Below are 12408 nucleotides of genomic sequence, written 5' to 3' on the forward strand. Positions count from 1 at the left end.
GTTACTTCCTACCCTTGCCGGACTTGCGACGACGGATGATCTGGGAGTCGCTGGCCTTGCGCTTGCGCGTGCGGCCCTCGGGCTTGCCCCAGGGGGACACCGGGTGACGTCCACCCGAGGTCTTGCCCTCGCCACCACCGTGGGGGTGGTCGACCGGGTTCATGACGACGCCTCGCACCGTGGGGCGCTTGCCCTTCCAGCGCATGCGACCGGCCTTGCCCCAGTTGATGTTCGACTGCTCGGCGTTGCCGACCTCGCCGATCGTGGCGCGGCAGCGGACGTCGACGAAGCGCATCTCGCCCGAGGGCATGCGCAGCGTGGCGCGGCTGCCCTCACGGGCGACCAGCTGGGCGCTGTTGCCGGCGGAGCGGGCGATCTTGGCGCCGCCGCCGGGTCGCAGCTCCACGCAGTGGATGGTCGAGCCGACCGGGATGTTGCGCAGCGGCAGGTTGTTGCCGGTCTTGATGTCGGCGTTGGGGCCCGACTCGATCGGCGTGCCCTGCGTGAGGCCCTTCGGCGCGATGATGTAGCGCTTCTCGCCGTCGACGTAGTGCACGAGCGCGATGCGCGCGGTGCGGTTCGGGTCGTACTCGATGTGCGCGATCTTGGCCGGCACGCCGTCCTTGTCGTAGCGACGGAAGTCGATGATCCGGTAGGCACGCTTGTGCCCGCCGCCCTGGTGCCGGGTGGTGATCCGACCCTGGTTGTTGCGGCCGCCCTTCTTGGGCAGCGGCACGACCAGGGACTTCTCCGGCGTGGTGCGGGTGATCTCGACGAAGTCGGCGACCGACGAGCCACGACGGCCCGGCGTGGTCGGCTTGTACTTGCGGATAGCCATGTCTTATGTCCTCGTATCCAGCTGCCCGGTCAGGAGACCGGACCCCCGAAGATGTCGATGCGGTGGCCCTCGGCGAGGCTGACGATCGCGCGCTTGGTGTCCTTGCGCTTGCCCAGGCCGTTGCGCGTGCGGCGCGTCTTGCCCGAGCGGTTCAGCGTGTTCACCGAGGTGACCTTGACGCCGAAGATCTTCTCGACCGCGATCTTGATCTCGGTCTTGTTGGCGTCAGGACGCACGACGAAGGTGTACTTGTTGGCGTCGAGGAGGCCGTAGCTCTTCTCGGACACGACCGGCGCGAGCAGGATGTCGCGGTGGTCCTTGTGCAGGGTGCTCACTTGGCAGCCTCCTTGGCGGACACGAGCGCGTCGTAGGCGCCCTTCGTGAAGACCACGTCGTCAGCGGCGAGGACGTCGTAGGTGTTGAGCTGGTCGACAGCCACCACGTGCACGCGCTGGGCGTTGCGCAGCGAGAGCGAGGTGACGGTGTCGTTGCGCTCGAGCACCACGAGGAAGCGGGTGCGCTCCGACAGCCCGGCCAGTGCGGCCAGGGCGGTCTTCGTCGAGGGGGCCTCGCCGGTGACGAGGCTCTCCACGACGTGGATGCGACCGTTGCGGGCCCGGTCGGAGAGGGCGGCGCGCAGGGCGGCGGCCTTCATCTTCTTGGGGGTGCGCTGGTCGTAGCTGCGCGGCTTCGGGCCGTGGACGACGCCACCACCGACGAACTGCGGCGCGCGGGTCGAGCCCTGGCGGGCGCGGCCGGTGCCCTTCTGCTTGTACGGCTTCTTGCCACCACCGCGGACCTCGCCACGGGTCTTGGTGGAGTGCGTGCCCTGGCGGGCCGCGGCCTGCTGGGCCACGACGACCTGGTGCATCAGCGGGATGTTGACCGGCGCGTCGAAGATCTCGGCGGGCAGGTCGACCTTCACGGTGTTGATAGCCATGTCAGGCCCCCTGCGTCTTCTTGGCTGCCGAGCGGAGCACGATCAGACCGCCGCGGGGGCCGGGGACGGCACCCTTCAGCAGGATCAGGCCCTTCTCGAGGTCGACGGCGTGCACGGTGACGTTCTGGGTGGTGACGGTGTCGCTACCCATGCGGCCGGCCATGCGCATGCCCTTGAACACGCGGCCCGGCGTGGCGCAGGCGCCGATCGAGCCGGGCTTGCGGTGGTTGCGGTGGGCACCGTGGGAGGCCGAGACGCCGTGGAAGCCGTGACGCTTCATGACGCCGGCGAAGCCCTTGCCCTTGCTGGTGCCGGTGATGTCGATCTCCTCGCCGGCAGCGAAGGTGTCGACCGCGAGCTCCTGGCCCACGGTGTACTCCCCCGCCGCGGCGGTGCGGATCTCGACCAGGTGACGGCGGGGCGTGGTGCCCGCGGTCTTGTCGAAGTGACCGGCCTGCGGCTTGGTGACCTTGCGGGCCTCGATCTCGCCGAACCCGATCTGCACGGCGTTGTAGCCGTCCTTCTCGGGGGTGCGGACCTGGGTGACCACGTTGGTGCTCGCCGCGATCACGGTCACGGGAACGATGCGGTTGTTCTCGTCCCACAGCTGGGTCATGCCGAGCTTGGTGCCCAGCAGCCCCTTCTGGTTGCGTTCCATCGTCATGTCAGTGACCTCAGAGCTTGATCTCGATGTCGACACCGGCAGGCAGGTCGAGGCGCATCAGCGAGTCGACCGTCTTCGGCGTCGGGTCGATGATGTCGATGAGGCGCTTGTGCGTGCGCATCTCGAAGTGCTCGCGGGAGTCCTTGTACTTGTGGGGCGAGCGGATGACGCAGTACACGTTCTTCTCGGTCGGCAGCGGCACCGGGCCGGCGACCTTGGCACCCGTGCGGGTGACCGTGTCCACGATCTTGCGCGCCGAGGTGTCGATCACCTCGTGGTCATAGGCCTTGAGCCTGATGCGGATCTTCTGTCCCGCCATAGGTCTCGTCCGTCCTTCTTCTCAGCTGCCGCGTGCGTGTCCGGGATTCCTCGGGCTTGAGTGGGTCCCGCCCTGCTGCTGCCACCTGTGGCGCCGACCCCCGCGGTCGGGCGTGTCGCGGGGCCGGGACGAGAAGTCCCATGGCGCGACACAGGACCGGGATCCTGCGCACTGTTCTCGGTGACGCCCGACGGTTCGTCGGGCTGATCGGGTCTCCTGGTGCGGTGCCACCACGGGCTCGCCCACCAACGCTGCCCGTCGCCGGGCGTGATCTCGGTACCCCCAGGGGGAGTGGAGACGCGATTCAGTAGTCAAGACGTGGCGCACCCCGGCAACCCGCCGGAGCAACCGGACTATCTTGGCAGATCCCCGGGGCGAGGCCAAATCGTCCTGGGCGGCGCTTCCGCCGCCCCGGTCGGTCGCACCTGACAGGATGACCGCGACCGCCGCCGGCAGGCCCGGACCGGTCACCGACCGCCACGACGACAGGAGCAGCATGTCGGGCTACCAGGGCCCTCCTCCCCCAGGCCAGCCCCCGCCGCCGCCGGGGTGGCAGCCCCCGGCGCCTGGCCCCGCGGGCTGGCCGCCCGCGGGTGGCGCGTCACCGGGGTCACCGGGACCGCCGGTCGGTGCGTGGGCCCACCCGGGTGCGGGCCGCGGCCCGGTCGTCCACCGCCCGGGCGCGGTGCCGCTGCGTCCGCTCCAGCTCGGCGACCTGTACGACGGCGCCTTCCGCATCATCCGGCACAACCCCCGCGCCACCGTGGGCGCCGCCGTACTGGTGGCGTCGGTGGCCATGGTGGTGCCGGTGCTGGTGACGGCGGCGCTCACCTTCACCGTCGACCTCGGCCTCGACGGCTCCGACCTGTCGTCGGCGTCCACCGCCGAGCAGGTCGGGCTGATCGGTTCCCTGGGCTCCCTCGTCCTGGGCGCGATCGCGGCCCAGGTGGGGCTGGTGCTGGTGGGTGGCATGGTGGCGCACGTGGTGTTCGCCGCCGCGGTGGGCCGCCGGATGGGGCTCGGCGAGGCGTGGGCCGCCACCCGCGGCCAGCGCCGTCGCCTGGTCGGCCTCGCCGCCACCCTGCTCCTGCTCACCGTGGTGGTGCTGGGGCTCTACGCCGCGTCGTACGTGCCCGTGGTGGCGCTGACGTCGCAGGTGTGGCCCGTGGTGCTCTACGGCGTGCTCAGCACGATCGTGCTGGTGGCGGTGATGTCGTGGGTGTGGGTGCGCGTGTACTACCTGCCGGCACCGGCCCTGATGATCGAGCGGCTCACCGTGCGGGCCGCCCTGGCCCGCGGGTACGGCCTCACCCGAGGTGCGTTCTGGCGCACCTTCGGCATCGCGCTGCTCACCGTGGTGGTGACCAGCGCGGCCAGCTCGGTGCTGACCCTGCCGCTGTCGTTCGCCGGACAGCTGGGCGTGCTCGCCGCCGGGCCCGAGTACCAGGTGCTCGGCCTGGTGCTGCTCCAGGCGGTCTCGACCGTGGTGTCCACCGCGTTCGTCGCCCCGTTCACCACCAGCGTCACCGCGCTGCAGTACCTCGACCTCCGCATCCGCCGCGAGGCCTACGACGTCGAGCTGATGAGCCGGGCGGGACTGCGGCAGCCGTGAGCCACCGCCCGTGCACGAGGTGCAGGTGAGGCCGGCCGCGACCCCGCTGGAGCCGTCGCCCGACGACGCCCGGGCCGCGCTGCGCCGCGAGCTGGTGCGCCCGGAGTACCACGACCGCGACCTGCTGCAGCAGGTCGTCGACTGGGTCGAGCGGCGCATCGACCAGACCCTGCAGGCCGCGGCCGGCGCTCCCCCGCTGACCACCTTCGCCGCGCTGCTCGCCGGGCTCGCGCTGGTGCTGGCCCTCGGGTGGCTGCTGTCGCGGGCGCGGCGCACCGCCCGCGCCGGCCGCGTGCCCGCCGACGGCGTGCTGACCGACGAGCGGGTGGGCGCCGCCGAGCTGCGCGCCCGCGCCGGCGCCGCGCTGGTCGACGGGCGGTGGTCGGAGGCGGTCGTCGAGGGCTTCCGGGCACTCACTCTCACCGAGGTGGAACGCGGGCTGCTCGACGACGTCCCGGGGGCCACCGCTCGCGAGGTCGCCGACGCGATCGCCGCCGACCACCCGCCGCTGGCCGGCGAGGTGCGGGCCGCCGCAGGCCACTTCGACCGGGTGCTCTACGGCTCCCGGCCGGCCACCGCCGAGCAGGCGGCCGACGTCGTCGCGCTGCACGACCGCCTCGCCGGGGTGCGATGAGCACCGCCACCGACCCGGCCACCCGCCCCGCCGCGGACGGGCCGACCCCGACCGGGTCGGGCCGCACCTGGGCACGCCGCCACGCCTCGACGCTGGTCGTCGTGGGCGGGGTGCTCGCCGCCCTGCTCGTCGCGCTGCTGCTCGGCGGCGGGGCCCGCACCACCACCCCCCTCGACCCCGACAACCCCGACGCCGACGGCGCCCAGGCACTCGCACGGGTGCTCGACGACGCGGGCGTGCAGGTGGACGTCGTCCGCGACGCCGACGCCCTCGAGGCGGCCGGCGTCGACGCCGCCACCACCGTGCTCGTCACCACCCCCGACGACCTCGGCCGCAGCACCGCCGACCGGCTGCTCGACGTCGCGGCGCCCGCTCGGCTCGTGGTGGCCGGCGCCCGCCCCGGCGCGCTCGAGGCCCTCGGCGTCGACCCCACCACCGGCTCGGTGGGCGCCGGCGACGGCGTCGACGCCGCCTGCGACGACTACGCCGGGCTGCGGCTGCAGGTCGACACGGCCACGACGTACGCCGGCGACGGGTGCTTCCCCGCCGGCGACGGCGTGCTGCTGGCCGACGCCGACGGCACGACCCTGCTCGGCGCCGAGCAGGTGCTGGCCAACGACCAGGTGCTGCGCGCCGACAACGCCGCCGTGGCACTGCGGCTGCTGGGCCAGGAGCCCCGCCTGGTCTGGTACGTGCCCTCCCTCGACGACCTCGTCGGCCAGGACGGCGTGGGCCTCGGGGGGCTGCTGCCGCCGTGGGTGCGCCCGGGCCTGCTGCTGGCCCTGCTCGTGGCGGTGGCGGTGGTCGCCTGGCGGGCGCGACGTCTCGGCCCGCTGTCCACCGAGCCGCTGCCGGTGGTGGTCACCGCGATCGAGACCACCCGCAGCCGTGGCCGGCTCTACCGCCGCGCCGGCGACCGCGGGCACGCCGCCGGTGCCCTGCGCACCGCCGCGCGCGCCCGCAGCGCCGAGCGGCTGCGCCTGCCCCACGGCACGGCGCCCGACGTCGTCGTGCGCGAGGTGGCGCGCCACACCGGGCGCAGCACCGCCGACGTCGCCGCCCTGCTCGCCCCCGACGCCCCACCTCCCGGCTCCGACCGGGACCTCATCGCCCTGGCCGGTGCGCTGGCCGAGCTCGACAGAGAGGCACGCCGCCCGTGAGCCACACCCCCCGAACCGACGACCGGCCCGACGACCGGCCCGACCGGTCCGATCCCCCCACCGACGGGGCGCGGGAGCGCCTCGCCGCGGTGCGCACCGAGGTGGCCAAGGCCGTCGTGGGCCAGGACGCCGCGGTCAGCGGCCTGCTGGTGGCGCTGCTGTGCGGCGGGCACGTGCTGATGGAGGGGGTGCCCGGCACGGCCAAGACGCTGCTGGTGCGCTCCCTGGCCGGTGCGTTGGCCGTCGACACCCGGCGGGTGCAGTTCACCCCCGACCTGATGCCGGGCGACATCACCGGCTCCATGGTCGTCGACCCCCGCGCCGGCGAGCTGGTGTTCCGCGAGGGACCCGTCTTCACCCACCTGCTGCTCGCCGACGAGGTCAACCGCACCCCGCCGAAGACGCAGTCGGCGCTGCTGGAGGCCATGGAGGAGGGCCAGGTGTCGGTCGACGGCACGACCCGCCCGCTGCCCGTGCCGTTCATGGTCGCCGCGACGCAGAACCCCGTCGAGCACGAGGGCACCTACCCGCTGCCCGAGGCCCAGCTCGACCGGTTCCTGCTGAAGGTGGTGCTGCCGGTGCCCGGTCGCGACGACGAGCTGGAGATCCTGCGTCGCCACGCCACCGGATTCGACCCGCGCGACGTCGCCGGGGCCGGGGTGCGCGCGGTCGCCGGCCCCGCCGACATCGCGGCCGGGCGCGCCGCCGTCGCGGGCGTGCAGGTCTCGCCCGAGGTCGTCGGGTACGTCGTCGACGTCGCCCGGGCGACCCGCGAGTCACCGTCGCTGAGCCTGGGCGTCAGCCCCCGCGGCGCGACGGCGCTGCTGCGGGCCGCCCGCGCCTGGGCCTGGCTGAGCGGGCGCGACTTCGTCACGCCCGACGACGTCAAGGCGCTCGCCCACGCGACCCTGGTGCACCGCCTCGGCCTGCGCCCCGAGGCCGAGCTCGAGGGCGTCGACGTCGGGCAGGTCCTCACCTCGGCCATCGGCTCCGTGCCGGTGCCGCGCTGACGGCGCCCGTGGCGATCTCCGGACGGCTCGCGCTGCTCCTCGCGCTCGGCATCGTGCCGGTCGTGCTGCGACCCGGCGTCGGCACCGTGTGGCTCTGGGTGCTCGCGGTGGGCCTGGTGGCGGCCCTCGACGCCGCGCTGGCGCCCTCGCCGCGTGCGCTCGACCTCGAGCGCCGGCCGGTGCCGACCACGCGCCTGCACGACGAGGCCGCGAGCGTGCTGGTGGTGCGCAGCACCGCCCGGCGCACCGTGCGCGCCGTGGTGCGTGACGCCTGGCAGCCCACCGCCGGCGCCGACGACGACCGCCACCGCGTGCGGCTCCCCCCGGGCGGGCGCACCCTGCTGACCACCCCGCTGCGCCCGCGACGGCGCGGCGACCTGCGCGCCCTGGGCGTCACCGTGCGCTCGTGGGGGCCGCTGGGGCTGGTGGCCCGCCAGCGCACGGCCGCCCTGCCCGGCACCGTGCGGGCCCTGCCGCCGTTCACCTCGCGGCGCCACCTGCCCGCGCGGCTGGCCCGCCTGCGCGACCTCGACGGGCGCGCGGCGGTGCGGGTGCGGGGTCAGGGCACCGAGTTCGACTCGCTGCGCGAGTACGTGCGCGGCGACGACGTCCGCTCCATCGACTGGCGGGCCTCGGCCCGCACCCGCGACGTCGTCGTCCGCACCTGGCAGCCCGAGCGCGACCGTCGCGTCGTGCTGGTGCTCGACACCTCGCGCACGTCGGCGGGACGGGTGGCCGACGTGCCGCGGCTCGACTCCGCCATGGACGCCGCCCTGCTGCTCGGCGCGCTCGCGGCGCGTGCGGGCGACCGGGTCGACCTGGTGGCCGGTGACCGCCGGGTGCGGGCGCGGCTGCGCGCCGCCGGGGCGCGCGACGTCGCGGGGCGGATGCAGGAGCAGCTGGCCGACCTCGAGCCGGTGATCGCCGAGGCCGACTGGTCGGTGCTGGCCGGGGCGGTCACGGCGCTGGGCCGCCAGCGCGCCCTGGTCGTGCTGATGACGCCGCTGGAGCCGTCGGCGGTGGAGGAGGGCCTGCTGCCGGTGCTGCCCGTGCTGACCCGCCACCACCGGGTGGTCGTGGCCTCGGTGCGCGACCCCGCCCTCGACGCGCTGGCCGCCGGGCACGGCGACGTCGACGCGGTGTACGACGCGGCCGCCGCGGAGCAGGCGCTCGCCCGCCGCGCCCGCACCGCCGACCTGCTGCGGGCCCTGGGCGTCGACGTGGTCGACGCCGACGCCGAGGCGCTCCCCCCGGCGCTCGCCGACCACTACCTCGCGCTGAAGGCCCGCGGCCTGCTCTGAGCCGACCTCAGGCGCGGGTGGCCACGCGGTCCTCGAGGAGGGCGGCGTCGACGTCGCCGGTGTGGCCGCGCGCGACGGCCGCCCGCCCGAGAACGAACACGTAGGCGAGGAAGACCGCCTCGGCCAGCACGCCGATGGCCAGCCGGGCCCAGGTCGGCAGCCCCGACGGCGTCACGAACGCCTCGATGACCCCCGAGACCGCGAGCACCACCACGAGGCCGAGCGCCACGGTGCCGGCGGTGCGTCCCTCGTGGGCCAGGGAACCGGTGCGGGTGAGCGAGCCGGGCTCCACCCACGACCAGAACAGCCGCAGCCCCACCCCGCCGGCCACGAAGACCGCGGTCAGCTCGAGCAGGCCGTGGGGCAGCAGCAGCCCCCAGAAGTGCTGGCCGTGGTCGGCGCGGTGCATGATCGAGCCGATCACGGCGAGGTTCGCGATGTTGGTGAAGAGCAGGTAGACCACCGGCAGGCCCAGCACGCCGAGCGCCAGGCACAGCGCGGCGACCCAGGCGTTGTTGACCCACACCTGGGTGGCGAAGCTGCCGGCGGCGTACTCGCTGTAGTAGCCCTCGAAGTCCTCCTGCACGAGCTGGTCGACCTCGCCCGGGGAGAGCAGCGACTGCTCGACGACCGGGTGCTCCAGCAGCCACCACATCATCACCGCGGTCACCACGACGTTCGCGGCCAGGCAGCCCAGCCACCACCACCGCAGCCGGTAGAGCGCGGCGGGGAACCGGTCGACGAAGAACGACGACACCGAGCGCCACGAGCCGGTGCGGGCACCCACCGAGCGGTTGCGGGCGCGCGCGAGCAGCGAGGAGAGGTGGGCCACCAGCGTGGGGTCGGGGGCCGAGCCACGCACGACCGAGAGGTGGGTGGCGACGCGCTGGTAGAGCTCCACCAGCTCGTCGGACTCGACGCCGTCGAGACGGCGCTGCGACGTCAGCTGCTCGAGGCGCTCCCACTCCGCGCCGTGGGCGTGCACGTAGGCGTCGAGGTCCACGCCGCCACCCTAGACTGGGCGCGATGTCGGGCCAGGACGCCGCGTTCCTCACCACCGACGACCTCGTCACCGGCGAGGCCGTCGCGCTCGACCTGCCCGCCGCGGGCCTGGGCTCGCGGATGGTCTCCGGCCTGGTGGACCTGCTGGTGGCCGGCGCGCTGCTGGTGGCGGTCGTGCTGCTGCTGCTCACCGCCACGCTCGGCACCGACCAGGCCCTGGCCACCGCCGCGCTGATCGTGTCGCTGGTGGTGGTGCTGGTCGTCGTGCCGACCACCGTGGAGACGCTCACCCGGGGACGCTCGGCCGGCAAGGCCGTCATGGGGCTGCGCACCGTGCGCGACGACGCCGGCCCCATCTCGTTCCACCACGCGTTCGTGCGGGCGCTGATCGGCGTGGTGGAGGTGTGGGCGTTCTCCGGGGCGCCGGCCTTCTTCTCCGCACTGGTCAGCGACAAGGGCAAGCGGCTGGGCGACCACGCCGCCGGCACGTACGTCGTGCGTGAGCGGGTGCGGCTGCGGCTCACCGCGCCGCTGCCGATGCCGCCGCCGCTGGCCGGCTGGGCCCGCGGCGCCGACATCACCGCGCTGCCCACCCCGCTGGCGCTGGCGGTGAGGCAGTACCTGGGCCGCCTCGACCAGATCGACCCCGCCTCCCGCACCGCGCTGGGCGCCCGCCTGGCCGACCAGGTCTCCGCCCACGTCGCCCCACCCCCGCCGCCCGGCACCCCGCCCGAGGCGTTCCTCGTGGCCGTCGTCGCCGCCCGCCGCGAGCGCGACACCGCCCGCCTGGCCCGCGAGGCCGACCTCCGCCGCCGCCTCACCGCCCGCCGCTGACCCCTCCGCCCTCGCTGGTCGAGTGCCGAGGAGCCCCAGCGACGAGGTGTATCGAGACCACCCGACCGTCCGCTGGGACCGGACCGAGGCAGGGACAGCGGACCGCGGGTCTCGATACGAGCGCTGCGCGCCCTGCTCGACCAACGAACAGGGCGGGCGCTGCGCTGGCTCCTCGGCTGCGGCTTCGCTGGTCGAGTGCCGAGGAGCGCCAGCGACGAGGTGTATCGAGACCACCCGACCGCCCGCTGGGACCCGCCCTGGGAAAGGCCCAGCGCAGGCTTCGGCGGTTTCGAGACGGGCGCTGCGCTCGCTCCTCGACCGCGGCGTCGCTGGTCGAGTGCCGAGGAGCGCCAGCGACGAGGTGTATCGAGACCACCCGACCGTCCGCTGGGACCGGACCGAGACAGGGAACAGCGGACCGCGGGGTCTCGATACGAGCGCTGCGCGCCCTACTCGACCAACGAACCCGGGGCGGGCGCCGCGCGCCCTGCTCGACCAACGAACCGGGGCGGGCGCCGCGCTTGCTCCTCGACCGCGGCTTCGCTGGTCGAGTGCCGAGGAGCGCCAGCGACGAGGCGTATCGAGACCACCCGACCGTCCGCTGGGGCCCGCCCTGGGAAAGGCCCAGCGCAGGCTGCGGCGGTTTCGAGACGGTCGCTGGCGCTCCCTCCTCAACCACCGGCCCGAGCCGGGGAACCGCGGATTGCGGGGTCTCGACACGAGCGTTGCGCGCCCAGCTCGACCAACGAATCGGGGAGGGCGCTGCGCGACGAACGAGCAGGGCCCCGGACCGGGGTCCGGGGCCCTGCGGGTGGAAGGGCCGGCTCAGTAGCTGGTGAAGAGCAGGCGGTTGGGCGAGCCGTTGGCGCCGGTGACCACGCCGGTGGTGGCGTTGCCGACCAGCGCGCTGGTGACGCCCGACGGAGTGGCCGACGGGTTGAGCTGGAGGTACTGCGCGGCCACGCCGGCGACGTGCGGAGAGGCCATCGAGGTGCCGGAGATGGTGTTGGTGGCGGTGCTGCTGCCGATCCACGCCGACGTGATCGACGAGCCGGGCGCGAAGATGTCGACGCAGCTGCCGTAGTTCGAGTACGACGCCCGGGCGTCGGTGCTCGTGGTCGCCCCGACCGTGATCGCGGAAGCGGCGCGGGCCGGGGAGACGTTGCAGGCGTTCTGGTTCTCGTTGCCCGCGGCCACCACGGTGGTGACACCGGCGGAGACCATGCGCTGGATCGCGGCGTCGGTGGCGGCGTCGGCGGGCCCGCCCAGGCTCATGTTGGCGACGGCCGGGCGCACCCCGCGGCCGGCGACCCAGTCCATGCCGGCGATGACGCCGGAGCTCGAGCCTGAGCCCTGGCAGTCGAGCACCCGCACCGGCACCAGGCTGACCCGCTTGGCCACGCCGTACGTCGTGCCGCCGACAGTTCCGGCGACGTGGGTGCCGTGGCCGTTGCAGTCGGCGGTGCCGCGGCCGTCGTTGATCGCGGTCACGCCGGCGACGAGGCGCCCGGTGAACTCGCTGTGCGACGGGTTGATCCCGGTGTCGATGACGTAGGCCCGCACGCCGGAGCCGGTGGCGTTGTAGGTGAACGTGCCCGAGCGGGGCAGCGAGCGCTGGTCGATGCGGTCGAGGCCCCAGGTGGCGTTCGACTGCGTGGCCGACAGGGTGATGACGCCGTCCTGCTGCACGAACTGGGTGTCGGGGTCGGCGCGCACGGCGTCGAGCTGCTCCGGGGTCAGCCGGGCCGCGTAGCCCCCCAGGTCGTCGTAGACCTCCGTGACCCGGCCGCCGTCGCCGGCGACGGCGTCGTCGGCCTCGGCGCGCACGCCGTCGGCGCCGGCGCGCATCACCACGATGTAGCGCCCGGCGATCGCGTCGTCGGCGCGCAGGAACGGGGCGGGCGCCGGGTCGGCGGCCGCGGACGCCGGGGAGGCGGCGGGGATCGCGGTGGCGGCGGGGCTGCCCGCGACGCCGACCGCACCGAGGGCGAGCGCGGCGAGGGCCGCGGTCGTCAGGGCTGCGTGCTTGACCATGTGTGGTGACCTCCAGGACCGGGTTGCGGCCCCTCGTTGGACACACGTCCCGAGAGCGGA

Annotated in this window: 12 protein-coding genes and 1 pseudogene; 6 read left to right on the forward strand and 7 right to left on the reverse strand. The window is 74.5% G+C overall.

All coding sequences use genetic code 11. From position 1 onward, the window contains the following. Nucleotide 1: 1 nt before the first annotated feature. From rplB to rpsJ, 5 genes and pseudogenes are all read right to left on the reverse strand, one after another. Nucleotides 2-838, reverse strand: a complete 837-nt coding sequence (gene rplB, locus AC4OR8_RS14280; RefSeq protein ID WP_492166226.1) for a 50S ribosomal protein L2 — start codon at nucleotides 836-838, stop codon at nucleotides 2-4. A gap of 29 nt (nucleotides 839-867) precedes the next feature. After that, nucleotides 868-1173 (reverse strand): 50S ribosomal protein L23, encoded by a 306-nt coding sequence (gene rplW, locus AC4OR8_RS14285; RefSeq protein WP_492166227.1) that lies wholly within the window; start codon nucleotides 1171-1173, stop codon nucleotides 868-870. Between the two features lie 2 nt (nucleotides 1174-1175). After that, nucleotides 1176-1778 (reverse strand): annotated as a pseudogene (rplD, locus tag AC4OR8_RS14290) (50S ribosomal protein L4); the annotation flags it as partial. Nucleotide 1779: 1 nt separating this feature from the next. Next, a complete protein-coding gene (gene rplC / locus AC4OR8_RS14295) occupies nucleotides 1780-2442 on the reverse strand; it encodes a 50S ribosomal protein L3 (RefSeq protein WP_492166228.1) in 663 nt (220 codons plus the stop codon). 10 nt (nucleotides 2443-2452) lie between these two features. Further along, nucleotides 2453-2761: a 30S ribosomal protein S10 gene (gene rpsJ, locus AC4OR8_RS14300; protein WP_008360994.1), complete on the reverse strand. Its 309-nt coding sequence runs from the start codon at nucleotides 2759-2761 to the stop codon at nucleotides 2453-2455. Nucleotides 2762-3446: 685 nt separating this feature from the next. Here rpsJ and AC4OR8_RS14305 point away from each other — a divergent pair. From AC4OR8_RS14305 to AC4OR8_RS14325, 5 genes are all read left to right on the forward strand, one after another. Continuing rightward, entirely contained in the window at nucleotides 3447-4373 is a 927-nt protein-coding gene (locus tag AC4OR8_RS14305) for a hypothetical protein (protein ID WP_492166229.1), read from the forward strand. Nucleotides 4374-4398: 25 nt separating this feature from the next. Next, nucleotides 4399-5007, forward strand: coding sequence for a DUF4129 domain-containing protein (locus AC4OR8_RS14310; protein WP_492166230.1), 609 nt, complete (start codon nucleotides 4399-4401; stop codon nucleotides 5005-5007). Next, nucleotides 5004-6167 carry a DUF4350 domain-containing protein gene (locus AC4OR8_RS14315; protein WP_492166231.1) on the forward strand — a complete coding sequence of 388 codons (1164 nt, stop codon included), beginning with the start codon at nucleotides 5004-5006 and terminating at the stop codon, nucleotides 6165-6167. The genes AC4OR8_RS14310 and AC4OR8_RS14315 overlap by 4 nt, the downstream gene beginning before the upstream one ends. An 89-nt stretch (nucleotides 6168-6256) precedes the next feature. Beyond that, nucleotides 6257-7177, forward strand: coding sequence for an AAA family ATPase (locus AC4OR8_RS14320; protein ID WP_492166426.1), 921 nt, complete (start codon nucleotides 6257-6259; stop codon nucleotides 7175-7177). An 8-nt stretch (nucleotides 7178-7185) separates the two neighbouring features. Next, nucleotides 7186-8478: a DUF58 domain-containing protein gene (locus AC4OR8_RS14325; RefSeq protein WP_492166232.1), complete on the forward strand. Its 1293-nt coding sequence runs from the start codon at nucleotides 7186-7188 to the stop codon at nucleotides 8476-8478. 7 nt (nucleotides 8479-8485) lie between these two features. On the opposite strand, the gene AC4OR8_RS14330 is transcribed toward AC4OR8_RS14325, so the two are convergent. Further along, complete coding sequence (locus tag AC4OR8_RS14330) at nucleotides 8486-9481, reverse strand: stage II sporulation protein M (protein WP_492166233.1); 996 nt, start codon at nucleotides 9479-9481, stop codon at nucleotides 8486-8488. A gap of 23 nt (nucleotides 9482-9504) precedes the next feature. Here AC4OR8_RS14330 and AC4OR8_RS14335 point away from each other — a divergent pair, with 23 nt between their 5' ends. Then, nucleotides 9505-10314: an RDD family protein gene (locus AC4OR8_RS14335; RefSeq protein ID WP_492166234.1), complete on the forward strand. Its 810-nt coding sequence runs from the start codon at nucleotides 9505-9507 to the stop codon at nucleotides 10312-10314. An 825-nt stretch (nucleotides 10315-11139) separates the two neighbouring features. Here the strand turns inward: AC4OR8_RS14335 and AC4OR8_RS14340 are convergent. Continuing rightward, nucleotides 11140-12348 (reverse strand): S8 family peptidase, encoded by a 1209-nt coding sequence (locus tag AC4OR8_RS14340; protein WP_492166235.1) that lies wholly within the window; start codon nucleotides 12346-12348, stop codon nucleotides 11140-11142. Between the last annotated feature and the right edge of the window lie 60 nt (nucleotides 12349-12408).

The sequence above is a fragment of the Nocardioides sp. FY1077 genome (genome assembly GCF_058681775.1).